Here is a 17,174-nt window from a genome sequence, read left to right on the forward strand (position 1 = left end):
ACAAGTCGCTTAGTAATTGATTCTGGTAGAATAGATATACTATTAAGAAAAGGAGACTAAAATGAAAAACAAACACACTTTTAAATTATCTATCCTATTAATAATGGTTTTAGCTTTGACTGGCTGTCAGGCTATAAGTGAATTTGTTTCTGGCTTTAAACAAGATTTTATTGGTTTGACTATGACCGTCCAAACTTATGATGAGCAAGCCCAGATCATTGATTCTATGACGGGAAAATCAGTTTCAATTGAACGAGATGAAGAGTTCGATTCACAAACAGCTGAAGGCTCAACCAAAGCTGACTCACAGGTTTTAGATATTCAAATTGGTGGGCACACGATGACTCATGTAGGATCATCTTTGATTGCTGCTGAGAAGGGGTTAAATGACTTGACGATGGAGGTAGATAATCGCATTGAACTTTATGATACGAGATCGAACCTTCCATTCATTTCGCGCTTACAGGACAATTTAGGCCAAACCTTTTTTGGTAAAAAGAAGACGATTATGGTGCGAAGCCAAAACGGAACACCTTTAGCCGTTTATTCAGGGAATAAGGTCTCCTATTTTAAAACGGATGTACCTAAGTCGACAGGACTCATAATAGATGGCAAGTATCTCTTTATTTACCGTTGTGATTACACGATCTATGACAATGAGTTACTCGAAAATAGTTAGTTATTTAAAGCGATTTTTGAAAATAAAAAAGAGGCGGACGTCAGTCACAGCCTCTTTTTAAACTTTCCATCCTCGGGCATGTTTCATTTCTTGCCCTTGATCATCGTATTTCTTTCTTTTGCTCGAAAGGTGCTCTATTTCGATAGCATAGACTTGAACATAATCGAAAGCTGTGTCAATGGCTTTATCAACTAGTGAATAATGTTTAGGGACATATTTTTTGGCGATCAGACGTAAGGCCTTGCGCAATTCTTTTTCGTTAGTAACTTTGCGAATTTTACCATAGATAATGGCCGACTCAAATTCAGTAGTAAAAACAGTACGGGCTAAAGTGCCCCAAGCAGTGGGATCAGCAGCAATCGTTTCGACTTCGCTTTCGCTATATAGATTTGGAACCTGAACCTGTCCAACAAAAGTGACACAGACAGCCATACCGTCTTCAAGTAAATCAACCTTTTTACCGGCTCTTGCACTATGAAAATAGAGGGTTTGATTGTGACGTATCATTGACAAAGGAATTGCATAAGGATAGGGTTGATCGGGCATATTTAGTACACCGTATTGAGCTTGATCGATAACTTTTTCAGCAAAATCATTGGGCATGGAACGATCGTGGCGACGCATAGCTTGATAAATTTCTGACATCATAAACCTTCTTTCTATAAGTGCCAACAGCTAAAAAATATAAACATCAGGTTCAAGGATCAGATGTTTATATTTTGTATAGCTAGTTTATAAATTTTTGAAAAGGGTGTCAATAATTTTTGGGTTGCTTATATTGTGAATGAGATCTTGCGGATAGTATTTTTCAAAATGATTTTGTACGGCTTCTTTATTGAAGCTAATGCCTTTTAGCGACTCTTCCACTTCACTCAAATCATGAGCACTAAAGAAGTCGCCTTCAAAAACTAAAGATTGAATCACACCTTTTTCAACTTGGCAGTGCATTTTGAGCAAACCGCCAGCTAATACGGCTTCATTGACTAAGGAAAATTGGGGGTTGCGACCGAAGACCCAGTCCCAAGATTCAAACTTTTCTTGTTTGATTTTTTGGACGGCTTTTTCATCTTCTTCACTTAGGTGGAAGTAGCTTGGCTGCTCGCCTATAATTTCTTTGACTAAAGCGTCTTTAAAGGTCTTAGCATCCCAATCGTCTGGGCAGTAATTCTTAATATTAGTTGTCCGATCTTTAACAGACTTGATTCCTTTGGAGATAATCTTGTGTTTAGCGGGGTTTAAATAACAGGCCATAGCAGACAAGTCGCTATCAAATAACAAGGAACCATGATGCAGGGTGTAGTCTCCTTTAAAACATTGAGCATTGCCGGAAATTTTTTTACCGTGTATGGCTAAGTCATTGCGGCTATTCATTTCAGCAGGGATTCCTAAACTTTGCAATGCCTGAATGATGGATTGCATGAAGCGTTCAAAATTAATTGCTTCATGCCGCTTGTCGCCTTGAGGACGAGGTGTGATAAAACTAAATTGCCAGCCACCTCGGTCGGTGAAGATAGTACCGCCCCCTGTATTACGTCGTGTAATAGCGACTTGATCTTTTTCTAGTTCTGGTAAGTTCAGTTCAACATATGCATTCTGGTAATTACCCAGCATGACTGTAAAATCGGTTTGCCAGATCATGAAAAGGTCTTCTTTTAAAGCTTTTAGGGTCATTAAGTATTCTTCTAAGGCAAAGTAATAGTTAGGATCAAGTGAATCAGTCGGTAAATATAACATGGGTCTTTATGCTTCTTCTTTGGCTAATTGAGCCACTAAGCCATTTTCAGCATCAAAGTTATGGTCAACACCGACGGCATCCAAGGATTCATGAGCCTTGTAGGAGCTTCTTACTTGAGGTCCAGAGGCTACGAACTTGAAGCCCTTTTTCATCCCCATTTTATTGTATCTACCAAATTGTTCAAGCGAAATATATTCTTCTAGTTTGTAATGCTTAGGGGAAGGCTGAAGGTATTGTCCAATTGTAAAGAAATCTACGCCTACCGCTAAACTATCATCCATAGCTTGAGCAACCTCTTCTTCAGTTTCACCTAAGCCTAGCATTATCCCTGTCTTTGTATAGATATGGGGTGCTTGTTTTTTAATATATTTTAAAACGTCAAGAGAACGTTCATAGGTAGCGCGGTGACGAATTCTTGGAGATAAACGCTCTACCGTTTCGATATTATGATTAATAATTTCAGGATTTGCTTCAATAACAAGGTCAAGACTTTCTTTGTTACCTAGGAAATCTGGTATAAGCACCTCGATCGTTGTGTCTGGGCATTTTTCTTTAACAGCACGAATTGTGCGAGCAAATTGTTCAGCTCCACCATCTTCTAAATCATCACGTGCCACACTGGTCACTACCACATGGCGAAGCCCCAGTGTTTTACAAGCATCGGCTAAGTTTTCAGGCTCCTTGTCATTCACTTCTTCCATATTTCCAGTTAAAATATCGCAAAAACGACAAGCTCTAGAGCAGCGGCTCCCTAAAATCATGAAGGTGGCTGTACCATTTTTGTAGCACTCACCTAGGTTAGGACAGGTAGCTTCGGCACAAACGGTATTAAGTTGTAGGCTAGAAAGTAAGTTATTAACTTGATCGACGGATTCATTGTCAAAACGGATACGTGGTTTTACTTGGGTTGATGAAGAGGCAGTGATTTTCATTTAAGCTTCCTCACTTTCTTCAATGGTCGCAATTAAATCACCAGCAGTCACTTTGTCACCTAGCTCTTGATGGATAGCTATTAGCTTTCCAGAAAAAGGCGACTCAATCTCATGAACAGCTTTATCGGTTTCGACTGAATATAATACTTCACCTTTTTGAATGCTTTGGCCAACCTCTGTGGTCCATTCAATAATGACCCCTGACAATACTTTTGAACTTAATTTTGGAAATACAATTTCTTTTTTCAAAATGACTCCTCCAATCAATTAATTTAAAGTTATTTCCTAGGAAATCTCTACGCTCCATTGTAGACATTCCGCTATAAATGTTCAATACTTTTCACAAAAATTTAATCCAGTTCTTGCCTTCCCACCCAAGTTCATAAAACCTAGCGTACAGGCATTTTTATACCAAATACACTTAAGTTCGTGAAAAAAATAATAAGAAAAGTCCGAAAGATTGTGATAAAAATCCAAGAACTAGGTCTTGATTAATCATCATAAAGAGAGGTAAGAATTTATTTTGTGAATGTCTACTTGTGGAATGGTTAAGAATGTTCTATTCTTAATGGAAGATAGAGTGAAATGAGGAAAGGTGCATATGATAGAAAGCTTAAAACTATATTTTGAAGATCAAAAATCTTGGTGGGTATTTGTTTATAATGTTATACTTGCTTTCTTTTTAGCGGTACTTGTTATGTTAATGGATGTGCGCTATTGGGGAGACCTAGATGCGCTACCGAGTGTGTTACTAACCAGTCAAAACTTTGCGCAAATGATATTAAGTTCTTTAGCAGGCTCCCTTTTTGCTGTGGCAACTTTTACTTTTGCTACCATGCTGAGTGTGATGTCCTATTATGCTTCTAGTTTTGGGCCGCGAACAATTGAAAATTTTCTTTTTCGTAAATCGTCTACTCAAACTTTGGGTATTTATTTAGGTGGTTTTGTTTATTGCCTGGTTTCCTTATTTTTCATGCGCGAATCTCAAGGCGAATATTTAGTGATGTCGGGGACAGTGGCTTTAATGTATGGGATTACAAGTGTTTTATACTTTATTCGTTTTGTTTTTGATATCTCACAATCTGTTCAACACAATCAGGTCATTAAAGGACTATTTGAAAGAGCTTCAAAAATTATCTCGGAAAATAAAGCCTTTTTTGAAGCAGCAACATTTGTGGACCAATTGCCTTCTATTAAAGGGGCAGCCAGTCAAAGTGTGCAGTCTTTGAAACAAGGTTATCTAGATTTTGTCGATATTGATCGTTTATTTGATTTAGCAAAAGAATGTAAATGTGTGATTGTTTTGAAGGTTAGAAATGGCGATTTTGTAGGTAAAGGAGCTGTTTTAGCTGAGGCTTATTCTTTGAAGAAACAAAAAGATTGGGAAAAGTTTGAAGAGAAATTGAATCGGTCTTTTATTTTTCAACACGAACCTTCTTCTATGTACAATCCTGATTTTGCTCTTTCGAAGTTAACAGATATCGCTTTGCGGAGTGCCTCACCTTCTATAAATGACCCCAACACCATTAGTCATGTTTTTCGTTACCAGTCCATTTTATTAGGTGAATTAGGGCAAGCTCCGGCCAGGTATGCAGTCTATTTAGAAGAAATAGAATTACCTTCGTCACAAACACTAGAAGTAGGCGTTTGTTATGACTACTGCCCTTTTCAGAAGATTCTATTCCAAAATTTTGGTCAATTGGTTCAGTATATTAATCAAGACGCCTATTTAATTCGTGATCTTTATGAAGCCTTATATTTCATTGGCCTTAATTCTTCTCATAAGCATCAAGAGGTTATTAAAGGGTTTATATCTTACTTATCAAATAAAATAACCGACCATTTTGAGTCTGAATATGACCAAAGAATGTTTAACGAAGTGATGGAACCTATTGCTAGGTTAAGGCCTAAAGAAACTGAGAAATAAAGGTGTAAAAAATTGCTGTAATTTGTTAGACTATTGGTGTGAGCAAAGATTTTAGTTTTTTAATGAGGCCGATCACAACGAATCAGCTTTATCAGTTTTAATGTGCGATTAAAAGACACCGTTAGTAAATAATGGCACTGTTTATCAAAAAAAAGCATAAAGCCGTTGAAAACGCTTAAATAATCAGCTAATATAGATTCTATAAGAGTAATTATTTGTGATTTATTATATGGAGGGTGACTAATGAGTAAAAAAACAATTATGTTGGTGTGTGGTACTGGAATGTCTACAACCATGTTGGTTAATAAGATGAATAATATTGTAAAGACTGAAGAACTAGATTATGAGATTATTTCATCTTCGATCCATGAAATGGAAGATTATGTAAACAATGAAAATATCGATGTCTTATTATTAGGACCACAAGTTTCTTATTTATCAGAAGGTTTGTCTAAACGCTATGCTCCAAAGCAAATCATTGTTGAAAGCATTGATAAAAATGATTACGGCTTAGCAAACGGTAGAAAAGTCTTGTTGCAAGCCGAATCGCTTTTAGACTAAAATGAAAGTAGAAGAAGTACAAGAAATTGCCATGCTAATGATTGCCAATGGTGGCGATGCGCGCAGTCAATCAATGGAGGCTATCCGCTTTGCTAAAGAAGGCAATTTTGATTTGGCTCAGCAGAAGTTCGCATTAGCCCAGGAGTCAATCTTAACTGCTCATCAATTGCAGACAAAGTTATTGGTAGGCGAAGCTCAAGGGAATAGCTCGGAATTATCTTTATTAATGATTCATGCCCAAGACCACCTGATGAACGCAATGACTGTTAACGATATGGCAAAAGAAATCGTCGATTTATATCAATTAATCCTACCGAATCATAAAAAATTTAAATAAATAATTATTTAAACCTTCTTTTTCTTTAAGAAGGTTTTTCCTTTCCATGGGAGAAGTTCACCAGCCCTATGTTGAAGCTAGCAGCGATAATTGATAAAATAAAGAATATCAAAAATGATAGGAGTGGTTAGATGTTATCTGATTCGATTCAAAGATTAAAAAGACATTATGGTTATTTTATGGGGACTATTCTTATTGCAACTGTAGGATCCTCCGTAATCAATAGAATTCTCAATATGTTCTCTCCGGCTAATGATCAATTGAATACATTTATTACCAGTGTTAATGAAACGATGACACCCGATCAATTAGTTCAATTTAGTCAAGATTTTTTTAAAGCACAATATACAGGTGTAGGAGGCTTAATAGCCTTAATCACTATGATATTATCGGTGTTCCTACGCATTATGCAAAGAAGATCCTATTTTCAAAAGCTAAATTTTCCTGAAATGCGAATAGCAGATTCAGCTTTCTTTCATACCTCTCCTGTAAAAATCATTACACTTCCGATCAAGTCATTTTTTGCCAATGTCTTGGGTTGGATCGCCGGGTTCTTACTATTATTTGTTTCTGGCTTGATATTTTTTCAACTAAGCCAATATGGCAATACGGCTAGCTTAGTTTTTGTTTTGATATTTATGCTGTTGGCATTGGCCTTAAGCGTGTTTTTAGTACCTATTTCATATCTAATAGCATATGATGTGGAAGGCAAGTATAATTTCTGGGCAACCTTTACTAAAAGTTTAACGGTAGCTAAAAATAATTTTGGCCGAATCGCAAAAAGCCTAATAGTTATTCTTTTAATCTTTATTGTCTTTTTTATTTTGATAGGTCTTCTAGGCTTCGTTATGATGGATGGAGTTGGAGCGATTGTTACTGTAGGGTTGTTAGGGCTTCTAACAATAATTGGGTTAATTTTTTGGGTAGGTCCTTTAGTTGAAGTGTATATGGCTCAAACTCTAAATCATATTTTTAACAGAGAATATTAATTTCAATTGTTTTTTAAGGAGAAAAAAGATGAACATCGAAAAAATTATGGATATATTTCAAAATGATATGAAAGTCGCTGTGCTAGCAACGGTTGACAATGAAAATAAACCGCATGCTCGATATGTTCATGTTGGTCTAGCAAACGATAAAGGAATCTTTTTCATGACCAATCCTAAAACAAATCTTTATCAACAACTCCAAGACAATAAAGCTGTTGCAATGACAGCTATGAAGGAAGAAGATTATTTGATTCAGGTGATTCGGATTGAAGGGAAAGTACGAGAGTTAGGTAAAGAAAAATTAACAGAAATTTTAGGTAACAATCCTTATGTCGAAATAGTTTACCCTGATCAAGCAGATCAAGTGGGTGCCCAAGTGTTTCAAATATATGAAGGTAAAGGCTTCTACCACTCAATGACTCAAGGTCATAAGTATGAGTTTGAAATTGGTGGAAAATTATCTAAGATGTAATGATAAAGCCCTTTGAAAATGTAGAAGTTACATTTTCAAAGGGCTTCACTAATTGTTCAATTAGAAAGAATGCTGGAGGGATCTTGCTCTCAGTCAAAGATAGGTGGAGCTATACTTTATTAAAGCCAAAATCTCTCAAAGGTAAAGATTTTTTCATATAGCTATTTAGTAATCGAAGTGATTTTATTTAATCGGTTTTTAATCCTAACAAATGTTTTAAAAGGTCCTCTATTACGCTAGCAATTATAAAGGTCACCCAAGAAATTGCCCAAGCGCTACTGATAAACGACCAGAGAAAATAAATAACAGTGACCAATGGCCAGTATATATCATCAAATATTTTATCTGTTTTTTTAAGACGCTCTCGACTGTTGATTTCTTGAGGGCTAACCTGTGATGAAAGGCCAGATTCCAATAACTTTTTATAAGTTGATTGATTTCCTCCTAAATAGATGAAAAGGAAGACTGCGCTAGCAACACAGATCAAGAGTCCGGAAATAGTCAAATCTGCTAGACCAGTTGCTACATTTAGACTGTCAACTATAACGATAGGTATAATGGGTAGAAGAATTAAGGCGATACCAGCAATGAATCCATAAGAGCTAACTTTCTCTTGTTGTTTCAAGTCGTTTTTTAGTTGCCTTTCTAAGTTCTTAGATAAACGATATTCTCCTTTAGCTACTTTTTTTGGTTTGCCATTAAATTGGCTAGCTGTTACATAGAAACCAACAGCAATTACAATTGACACTATGATGATACTAATTCCGAAGCTATCGGCTAAGGTGCTGTTTTCACCTAAGACACTTTCTAAAGTCATGAAGACTGATGAAGAGGCAATCATCAAAAAGGTACCGAGGGCTGTTAATAAATTTGACTTGGTGCTATTGGTAATAAAAGCATTGATTTCTTCTTCTGTGAGTAAGGGATAGTGTGGCAGTTTGTTTTTATCTTGTGTTTTGAATTGATAAGCATCAATCAGTTCCTCAATACTGCCAAATTCAGTAATCACTTTACCAACGGCTTCATGCTCACTCAGACCTGAATCAATTAAGTCTTGGTATTTGTCTTCCATATTTGCCAAGATTTCTGCCTTCAGTTGAAGCATTTCATCATTGACTTCAATCTTGTTAAACATAGAATCAAGATAGGTTTTTATTACGTCCATAATTAAGCTCCTTTAATAATATTTTCCACGATTGCTTTAACGATTGTCCATTCTTTGACTTTATCTTGTAAGACTTCTTTCCCTTTTTGCGTTAATCGATAGTAGGTTCTTGGACGACCATTTGTTTTCTGGCCGGGATAGTCTTCGATTAAACCATCTTTTTTTAAGCGGTTAAAAATGGAGTAAAGAGTTGTTTCTTTCATGATGTATTTTTCATTGGATAAATGAGAAATTGTTTTGCCAATTTCATAACCATAGGAATCACTCTTATCTAAAATAGCTAGGATGAAAAGGTCGTTATACCCTCTAAAAATATCACTATTTATCAATGAATCACCTCACTCTTTTTACTGTATCTGATGGAGTATTTAAATTATAAAACAATTACTACGGCAGATAAAGTAGTTTTTTAAAAAATCAGACCATAGTCCTAGGAAAATAGGAATAAAACAAGCGCCTCTCGATTGTTTAATCGAGAGACGCTTTGATTTTATTATTTGGCTTAGATTTAAAATAGGAATTAAGCTTTAAATAGTAATTGGTGTAATTTCAATGGTTCAATATATTGGCCGTCATTATAGACACGCATATTACCACCAGAGATTTCATCAATTAGGACAACTTCATCGTTGTTTTGTAAAGTACCAAATTCAAACTTAATATCATAAAGATCAAGACCATGAGCTTTTAATTCATCAGATACAATGGTTGTAATTTGACGAGTGAGCTCAACGGTGCGGTCTACTTGTTCAGCGGATAAAATATCAAGAACAACTAATCCGTCTTTAGTGATTGGTGGATCTTGACGATCATCATCTTTAATTGTGAACTCCACGTATTGAGGAAGATCACTGCCTTCTTCAATATAATCACCGTAGCGACGGAAGAAAGAACCCACTGCTTTTTGGCGGCAAATCACTTCTAAACCTTTACCAAACACTTTAGCAGGCTTAACCTCCATTGTTTGTTCATCCATGTTTGCATTAACAAAGTGTGTTGAGATTCCAGCTTGATGGATTTTATCAAAGAAAAATTGAGACATTTCTAAACCAGCACGACCAACGCCTTCGATAGATAGACCAACAGAGTTCGCCCCAGGGTCAAAGACACCGTTTTCTCCAGTGACATCGTCTTTAAATTTTAAGAGGTAGTTTCCATTTTCCAAGGAGTAGACGTCTTTTGTTTTGCCTTTATAAACTAATTGCAATTTCAACACCCTTTCTTATTAACATAAGTTAATTTTAGCACACCCCTATCTTAAGGAGTATAAAAAGTTAGATGAATAAACGAAATTCCAGTTAAACGTTCGGGAAAACATACGAACAAATTTTCTGGTTTAGAAAGTGACCTGTGTTATAATGAGGTGAAGAGTTTTTTTACGGACAGAGAAGAGAGGGATTATTTTGACTAAAGATAAAATTACCATCAAGGGTGCAAGAACCCACAATTTAAAAAATATAGACATAGAAATACCTCGTGATCAATTAGTTGTAGTGACTGGATTATCGGGGTCTGGCAAGTCATCACTTGCCTTTGATACCCTATATGCAGAAGGCCAAAGAAGGTATGTAGAAAGTTTGTCAGCCTATGCACGTCAATTTTTAGGGCAAATGGATAAACCGGAAGTCGATTCGATTGAGGGTCTGAGTCCCGCCATTTCAATTGATCAAAAGACAACCAGTAAGAACCCGCGCTCAACCGTAGGAACAGCTACTGAAATTAATGATTTTTTACGTTTGCTTTATGCCAGAGTAGGGACTCCCTACTGTCCTCGTCACAACTTACCCATTGTTAGACAATCTGTTGAACAGATGGTGGATCGCTTATTGGAATTACCAGATCGCAGTAAAATTCAAATTCTTTCACCACTTGTAAGGAATCAAAAAGGGCAGCATAAAAGAGTGTTGGAGCAAGTAGCTAAAGAAGGTTATGTTCGTGTAAGAGTAGATGGAGAAATATTTGATTTAACCGAAGTTCCCGAACTTTCAAAAAAAGTCAGTCATACTATTGAAATTGTGGTCGATCGAATTGTGATTAAAGAAGGGATTCGATCTCGACTTTATGACTCCGTTGAAACAGCAGTGAATGCTTCTAAAGGTTATTTAGTTGTAGATGTAATTGATGGAGAGGAACTTTATTTTAATGAGCATTATACTTGTCCATACTGTGATTTTTCTATTGAAGAGTTAGAACCAAGACTTTTTTCTTTTAATGCACCCTTCGGTTCTTGTCCGGCTTGTGATGGTTTGGGCGCTCGTTTAACTCCTGATGAAGATTTAATTATTCCTGATCCAACCTTAACTTTGCGTGAGGGAGCCTTTTTACCTTGGGGCAAAGAAGGTTCGGGCTACTATGCTTCTATGCTAGAACAATTTGCTAAAGCTTACGGTATCCCAATGGACCTTCCTTATGAAGAATTAACCAAGGACCAACAAGAAGCGCTCAAATATGGCCAACCTAACTTTCACTTTAAATTTACCTTTGAACCCATGCACGGCGGTAAGAAGCGAACGGTTGATCAGACATTTGAAGGGATCTTTAATAATGTTGAAAGACGCTATAATCAAACAAGTTCAGATTATATGCGAGATGTTTTGCGTAATTATATGCAAGAGTTAGAGTGTCCAACTTGTAGAGGTCAACGCTTGAACGAAAAAGCTTTAAGTGTAAGAGTGGCTGATAAAAATATTGCTCAAGTGACAGCATTGTCTATTGATATGGCAAAAATACATTTTGAAAATATACAATTTGATGAGCATGACTTGATGATTGCTCAACCGATTATGAAAGAAATCAATGATCGTTTGACTTTTCTAGATAATGTGGGATTGGAGTATTTGACACTCGATCGAATTGCAGGCTCGTTGTCAGGAGGAGAAGCTCAAAGGATTCGTTTAGCTACCCAAATTGGCTCGCGACTAAGCGGCGTGCTTTATATACTGGATGAACCTTCAATTGGCTTACATCAACGAGACAATGATCGCTTAATTCATTCATTAATGGAGATGCGTGATTTAGGGAACACTCTAATTGTTGTTGAGCACGATGAAGAGACCATGTTAGCAGCTGACTACCTAATCGATATTGGGCCTGGTGCGGGCGATCAAGGAGGAAAAATTGTAGCTGCTGGAACCCCTCAAGAGGTAATGGGGAACCCTGACTCTCTTACTGGTAAATACCTAAGGGGCGAAAAAGGGATTGTTGTGCCTAAAAAACGTAGACAGGAAGACTTAGGTTGGATTGAGGTCAAGGGTGCTCGTGAAAACAATTTAAAAAATATCGATGTTTCTTTTCCAATTGGTCGCTTAACTTGTGTGACTGGCGTTTCCGGTTCTGGCAAATCGTCCTTAGTGAATCGCATCTTAAAAGTTGCCTTAGCTAAGCGGTTAACCTCTACTCAGGAAAGACCGGGTAAATTCAAAGATATCAGTGGATTTGAAGAGCTAGAAAAAGTGATTGAAATTGATCAAAGTCCAATTGGTCGAACTCCAAGGTCTAACCCGGCAACCTATACTTCTGTTTTTGATGACATTCGTGCATTATTTGCGAATACTAATGATGCTAAAATTCGCGGTTACAATAAAGGAAGATTTTCATTTAATGTCAAGGGAGGACGTTGTGAATCTTGTGGTGGAGCAGGTATTAAGAAAATTGAAATGCATTTTCTCCCAGATGTTTATGTTCCGTGCGATGTCTGTCATGGCGCCCGTTACAATTCAGAGACACTCGAAATTAAATTCAAAGGACAATCGATAAGTGATGTCTTAAATATGACAGTCGATGAAGCAGTGGAATTTTTTGATGCGCATCCAAAGATAGCGCGCAAAATGAAAACGCTGCAAGACGTAGGTTTAGGCTATATCCAGTTAGGACAATCGGCAACCACTTTATCGGGTGGCGAAGCACAGCGAATGAAATTAGCCGCTGAACTTCATCGTGTTTCCAATGGCAAAACGCTTTATATTTTGGATGAACCGACTACTGGATTACATGTTCATGATATTGTTAAATTAATGAATGTTATTAATCGATTAGTAGAGGCTGGCAACACGGTAGTTATTATTGAACACAATCTTGATGTAATTAAAACGGCAGACTATATTATTGATATGGGGCCCGAAGGTGGTAGTCACGGAGGTCAAGTAGTGGCTGTTGGTACTCCAGAAGAAATCGCTAGAAAACGAAAGAGTCATACTGGCAAATTTTTAAAAGATATTTTGAAGCGCGATAAAGATAAGGGTTTTCGATAATAGAGAGCATAGGCTGGGAAATTAAGACGTCCGGCCTATGCTTTTTTAATAATAACCGCTATCCTAATAACAGGAATCAGATAACGATTTCTTTAAAAACAAATATCAGCCTAGGGACCTATGATTAAAGAGTAATTAACTAGCATAATAGAAGATGAAGAGGGTCAGTATAAATTAGGAGGATTATTATGAACGAGAAAGAAAGAATTATCGAATTAGTTAGACAAAAAATTATATCTATGGATGAAGCCTTAAGATTACTTGAAGCAGGTGGTATGGCAAACGATTCATCAGAACCTACTGAGGATAGCGCTAAGACAAAAGACACTAAAATTGAGAGCAAGACATTGGTAAAAGATGACCTCAACCGCCTGGTTCGTTCAATGGTAGATCAAGCAGTGAATGCAGGGACAAGTGTAGTGAAAGAAGTAGCTCAAGCAAGCAATCAAGTCGTTAAAGAGGTCAATGATTCACTGGAAAACCGTAAAGAAACAAAAGACAGACCTTCTTTTAAAGAACAGACCAGTGATCAAGAAGAACATGCTTCTTATCAAGCAAAGGCTGAAGCTTTTGAAACAAAAGGGCAGGCCATTCAGCAAGAAATTGAAGAGGTTAATGAGCGACTTCATCAATTTAATGAAGAAAAGATTATTATCCAACAGCGGTTAAGAGAACTAGAAATTCTGGCTGAAATTGAAGAACTGACCACTGAGATGAAAGATCAGGTCAAAGATTTTACCTTACAAGAAAGAGCGATTGACAGTGAAATTAAGCATTTAGAACAGCAAGTCGAAGGACTTTATGATCAGCAAGAGGATCTATATGAAGAATGTAAAGAAAATCAACAAGCTGACCCTGAATTTAAACGGTTTATTTCTAATTCCACCCAAGTTCTTACTGAGCAAGCGCACCAATTTAAAGAAGAAGCAAGCAGAGAAGGTAAACGCCTTGGCAAGCAAGTGAAGGATCTGATAAAATCCTCACTCAATAATTTCACCACTAAGGATGTTAATGTATCTTTCAATGTGCCTTGGATTAAGAGTCAAGTATTAGACCATACTTTTTCCTTTGATGGAGCAACTTTAACAGCGATGGATTTTAATGTATTAAATGGTGATTTACAAGTAGAATTCCATGAAGGCGACGACATTTTAGTAGAGGCTGTTATTAAGCTGATGGGTGGACAAGATAAGCTAACGGTTGACTTGTTCAAAGAAAAAGTAACTATAACCACCATTGAAAATAAATTGGTTTTTCATGTGGATGCTATGAATTTAGCTATGGATGCCAAGATCAGCTTGCCTCATAAGCTATATCATTCAGTTGTTTTAAATACCCTTAATGGAGATATAAGAGTCAAACAAATGGAAGTAAATAATCTAATCATTTCTAGTAAGCGAGGAGACATCCGTCTTGCTGATACCAAGGCAGATGAAGTGAATATTGACACAAAATTAGGAGATGTTAAACTTAAAAACATCTCAACTGATATATTAGGTTTGAATCTAGTCAATGGTGATGTAAAAATTAAAAACTCAACCATCCAAACAACTAGTCTTAAAAATATTAATGGAGACTTCCGAATTGTTGGACCAGTTGGTAATATTAAGGCCAGTACAGTTAATGGAGATTGTTACATTACTAAAAAAGATATCGAACCAGCTAACATCTCACTTTCAGCTGTTCATGGCGACCTTAAAGTCAGCTTACTAAAAGAACAGGCTTTCACCGCAAGAGGTAATCTCTCTGAAGGACAAATTAAGCATCGAATGTCTGGCTTAGACCGACAAGAAATTTTTGATGGTGGTAAATCATTTATATACAATCGTCCCGGTCATCTGGATCAGAAAGAAGTTCAGATTGATGCAAGTATTACCTTTGGAGATTTGTACCTAAAAGATGGAGATTCTGAGACAGGAAAGGAAGGTAAATAATGCAACGATTAACACGCTCATCATCCGATCGCCGCATTTTTGGTGTTTGTGGTGGTATAGCAGAATACTTTAATATTGATTCGACTTTAGTCCGTTTAATTTTTCTGATTGCTATGTTTTCAGCAGGAGTGGGTTTTTTCCCATACATTTTAATGGCGGTTATTATACCCTATGATTATCAAGTTGGCAAACCCTCTTTACGTCGTAAAGGAAAGAAATATTCAGAAACTAATTCTCATCAGGTGATTAAAGATATTACTCCTCAAGATGACGATAACTGGAGTGACTTTTAGAAAAATAAAACGAGCCCTCATCTTATTAGGTGAGGGCTCATTTTTAATGATAGCGCCATTTGCTAGTCAGAAGGCTCTTTCTATGATACCATTTTAGAGAAAAATGAATGGAGGATCGGACCGTGGGAAAATATGTGACAGTCCAAAAATTAACTGAAACTTTAGATGTGGAGATTGTCTATGGTCATGAACATGTCGATAAGAAAATTGTTTCCAGTGAAGTTTCAAGACCAGGACTTATTCTGGCAGACTTCAAAGAATTCTATCCGAGTGATCGGATTCAATTAATCGGTCGAACAGAAACAGCTTATTTAGATACCTTGACTAGCCAAGAACGTATTGAGAAATTCCGCTCTATCTGTCGTGAAGATACGCCTGCTATTGTAGTCGCTCGAAAAATATCTATACCTTCAGAACTTATTTTAATAGCTAAAGAACGTCAGGTGCCACTACTTTCAGCTCGTTCTCGTACTAGCCGGGTCTTGGCAAATCTAACCAATTATTTAGAAGGACAATTAGCAGAGCGTTTTTCAAAGCATGGAGTCTTTCTTGAAGTATTTGGGATGGGAGTCTTGTTAACAGGCACCTCTGGAGTCGGCAAATCAGAAACCGCTTTAGAGTTGATTCAAAGGGGTCACCGTCTAGTAGCCGATGACCGAGTAGAATTTTTTATGGTGGATGAGCTAACCCTAATTGGTGAAGCGCCGGAAATTCTACAAAACTTATTAGAAATTCGTGGCTTGGGAATTGTTGATGTAATGAGTCTTTATGGAGTCTCGGCCATTGTACGTTCTAAAAAGTTAGAATTAATTATCGAGATGGTATTAGATGATGGACAAATTGAATATGATCGTTTAGGGTCTGGTCAACAATACGACCGGATTTTTGATGTTCAAATCCCAAGAACGAGAATACCGGTAAAAACAGGACGGAACTTAGCAGCTATTATTGAAGCAGCCGCTATGAATTTCAGAGCCAACAGTATGGGCTTTGATGCTACAGATGCCTTTAATGCTAAATTAGATGCTTTGATCATGTCTAATCGTGAGGTGACTAATGATTAATTCTTTCGGCTCAATTTTTATGAAGATAGATCGCATCGCCTTTCATATTGGAAGTTGGCCTGTCTATTGGTATGGGCTAATCATTGGTTTCGGAATGTTATTGGCCTATTTCTTATATATAAGGGAAGTTAAACGTAAAGGGGCCGATCCAGATAAGGCCTTTGATCGCCTTTTTTGGGCAATTATCATCGGTTTTATAGGGGCTAGAATTTATTATGTAGCCTTTTCTTGGCAGTCCTATCAAGATAATTTGTTGAGTGTTTTTGCTATTTGGAACGGTGGTATTGCAATCTATGGCGGAATTATTGCGGGCTTTCTAACCTTAATATATTTTATTCGTAAAGATAATTTAAATGCAGCATTAGAAATGGACATGGCAGCACCTGCCTTGATGTTGGCACAAATTGTTGGGCGGTGGGGTAATTTTATTAACCAGGAGGCTTACGGAGGGATTGTGAGTCGCTCCTATTTAGAAAATTTAAGATTACCTACTTTTATCATTGATCAAATGGAAGTCCAAGGGCAATATCGTCAACCCACCTTCTTATTTGAGTCTTTATGGAACTTTATCGGTCTTGTTTTAATTATGACGATAAGAAGGAAGCGTTTCTTAAAAGAAGGAGAAGTCGCAAGCTTTTATGCAGTTTGGTACGGTATAGGTAGAGCTTGGATTGAAGGTTTACGAACAGATAGTCTTTATTGGGGACCTTTTAGAGTCTCACAAGTTTTTTCGTTAATTATCGTTGTAAGTGCTATTTCAATTATGATTTATCGAAGAGTCCACTTGACACTTCCCTTCTATAAGGAATCAGATATTGCAAGATAAGGAGAAAAAA

Annotated in this window: 18 protein-coding genes; 11 read left to right on the forward strand and 7 right to left on the reverse strand. The window is 36.9% G+C overall.

The genetic code is table 11. The features are described 5' to 3' along the window. The first annotated feature begins 61 nt into the window (after window positions 1-61). Window positions 62-679, forward strand: a complete 618-nt coding sequence (locus ACQV2S_RS02180) for a DUF5052 family protein (protein ID WP_428884948.1) — start codon at window positions 62-64, stop codon at window positions 677-679. A 57-nt stretch (window positions 680-736) separates the two neighbouring features. Here ACQV2S_RS02180 and ACQV2S_RS02185 read toward each other — a convergent pair whose 3' ends face one another. The 4 genes from ACQV2S_RS02185 to ACQV2S_RS02200 form a co-directional block, all read right to left on the reverse strand. Beyond that, window positions 737-1,324 carry a pyridoxamine 5'-phosphate oxidase family protein gene (locus ACQV2S_RS02185; RefSeq protein ID WP_428884949.1) on the reverse strand — a complete coding sequence of 196 codons (588 nt, stop codon included), beginning with the start codon at window positions 1,322-1,324 and terminating at the stop codon, window positions 737-739. Between the two features lie 87 nt (window positions 1,325-1,411). After that, complete coding sequence (locus ACQV2S_RS02190; protein WP_428884950.1) at window positions 1,412-2,413, reverse strand: lipoate--protein ligase; 1,002 nt, start codon at window positions 2,411-2,413, stop codon at window positions 1,412-1,414. A gap of 6 nt (window positions 2,414-2,419) precedes the next feature. Continuing rightward, the gene (lipA, locus tag ACQV2S_RS02195; protein WP_428884951.1) at window positions 2,420-3,346 is read right to left on the reverse strand and encodes a lipoyl synthase; all 927 of its coding nucleotides are present in this window, start codon (window positions 3,344-3,346) and stop codon (window positions 2,420-2,422) included. Further along, window positions 3,347-3,595, reverse strand: coding sequence for a biotin/lipoyl-containing protein (locus tag ACQV2S_RS02200; RefSeq protein WP_428873171.1), 249 nt, complete (start codon window positions 3,593-3,595; stop codon window positions 3,347-3,349). 352 nt (window positions 3,596-3,947) lie between these two features. Between ACQV2S_RS02200 and ACQV2S_RS02205 the strand changes: the two genes are divergently transcribed. From ACQV2S_RS02205 to ACQV2S_RS02225, 5 genes are all read left to right on the forward strand, one after another. Next, window positions 3,948-5,273, forward strand: a complete 1,326-nt coding sequence (locus tag ACQV2S_RS02205) for a DUF2254 domain-containing protein (RefSeq protein ID WP_428873172.1) — start codon at window positions 3,948-3,950, stop codon at window positions 5,271-5,273. Window positions 5,274-5,516: 243 nt separating this feature from the next. Beyond that, entirely contained in the window at window positions 5,517-5,834 is a 318-nt protein-coding gene (locus ACQV2S_RS02210; protein ID WP_428873173.1) for a PTS sugar transporter subunit IIB, read from the forward strand. Window position 5,835: 1 nt separating this feature from the next. After that, window positions 5,836-6,171: a PTS lactose/cellobiose transporter subunit IIA gene (locus tag ACQV2S_RS02215; RefSeq protein WP_428875170.1), complete on the forward strand. Its 336-nt coding sequence runs from the start codon at window positions 5,836-5,838 to the stop codon at window positions 6,169-6,171. Between the two features lie 131 nt (window positions 6,172-6,302). Next, on the forward strand, window positions 6,303-7,160 hold the full coding sequence (locus ACQV2S_RS02220; RefSeq protein WP_428884952.1) for a hypothetical protein: 858 nt from the start codon (window positions 6,303-6,305) through the stop codon (window positions 7,158-7,160). Between the two features lie 28 nt (window positions 7,161-7,188). Beyond that, window positions 7,189-7,632, forward strand: a complete 444-nt coding sequence (locus tag ACQV2S_RS02225; protein ID WP_428873176.1) for a pyridoxamine 5'-phosphate oxidase family protein — start codon at window positions 7,189-7,191, stop codon at window positions 7,630-7,632. 187 nt (window positions 7,633-7,819) lie between these two features. Here the strand turns inward: ACQV2S_RS02225 and ACQV2S_RS02230 are convergent, their stop codons facing one another. The 3 genes from ACQV2S_RS02230 to ACQV2S_RS02240 all read right to left on the reverse strand — a co-directional run bounded on the left by ACQV2S_RS02230 (window position 7,820) and on the right by ACQV2S_RS02240 (window position 10,004). Further along, window positions 7,820-8,797, reverse strand: a complete 978-nt coding sequence (locus ACQV2S_RS02230) for a permease prefix domain 1-containing protein (RefSeq protein WP_428884953.1) — start codon at window positions 8,795-8,797, stop codon at window positions 7,820-7,822. A 2-nt stretch (window positions 8,798-8,799) separates the two neighbouring features. Next, window positions 8,800-9,126: a PadR family transcriptional regulator gene (locus ACQV2S_RS02235; protein ID WP_428873178.1), complete on the reverse strand. Its 327-nt coding sequence runs from the start codon at window positions 9,124-9,126 to the stop codon at window positions 8,800-8,802. 191 nt (window positions 9,127-9,317) lie between these two features. Continuing rightward, window positions 9,318-10,004, reverse strand: coding sequence for a phosphoribosylaminoimidazolesuccinocarboxamide synthase (locus ACQV2S_RS02240; RefSeq protein ID WP_428884954.1), 687 nt, complete (start codon window positions 10,002-10,004; stop codon window positions 9,318-9,320). Between the two features lie 196 nt (window positions 10,005-10,200). On the opposite strand from ACQV2S_RS02240, the gene uvrA reads away from it, so the two are divergent. The 5 genes from uvrA (at window position 10,201) to lgt (ending at window position 17,164) form a co-directional block, all read left to right on the forward strand. Further along, window positions 10,201-13,047: an excinuclease ABC subunit UvrA gene (uvrA, locus tag ACQV2S_RS02245; RefSeq protein ID WP_428875175.1), complete on the forward strand. Its 2,847-nt coding sequence runs from the start codon at window positions 10,201-10,203 to the stop codon at window positions 13,045-13,047. 188 nt (window positions 13,048-13,235) lie between these two features. Then, window positions 13,236-14,981 (forward strand): DUF4097 family beta strand repeat-containing protein, encoded by a 1,746-nt coding sequence (locus ACQV2S_RS02250; RefSeq protein ID WP_428884955.1) that lies wholly within the window; start codon window positions 13,236-13,238, stop codon window positions 14,979-14,981. Further along, window positions 14,981-15,274: a PspC domain-containing protein gene (locus ACQV2S_RS02255; RefSeq protein WP_428873182.1), complete on the forward strand. Its 294-nt coding sequence runs from the start codon at window positions 14,981-14,983 to the stop codon at window positions 15,272-15,274. The genes ACQV2S_RS02250 and ACQV2S_RS02255 overlap by 1 nt, the downstream gene beginning before the upstream one ends. Before the next feature lie 122 nt (window positions 15,275-15,396). After that, entirely contained in the window at window positions 15,397-16,338 is a 942-nt protein-coding gene (gene hprK, locus ACQV2S_RS02260) for an HPr(Ser) kinase/phosphatase (protein ID WP_428873183.1), read from the forward strand. Then, a complete protein-coding gene (gene lgt / locus ACQV2S_RS02265) occupies window positions 16,331-17,164 on the forward strand; it encodes a prolipoprotein diacylglyceryl transferase (RefSeq protein ID WP_428875177.1) in 834 nt (277 codons plus the stop codon). Before hprK ends, lgt begins: the two co-directional genes overlap by 8 nt. Window positions 17,165-17,174 lie beyond the last annotated feature (10 nt).

It is taken from the genome of Facklamia sp. P13064 (assembly GCF_050409425.1).
GTDB lineage: Bacteria > Bacillota > Bacilli > Lactobacillales > Aerococcaceae > Facklamia.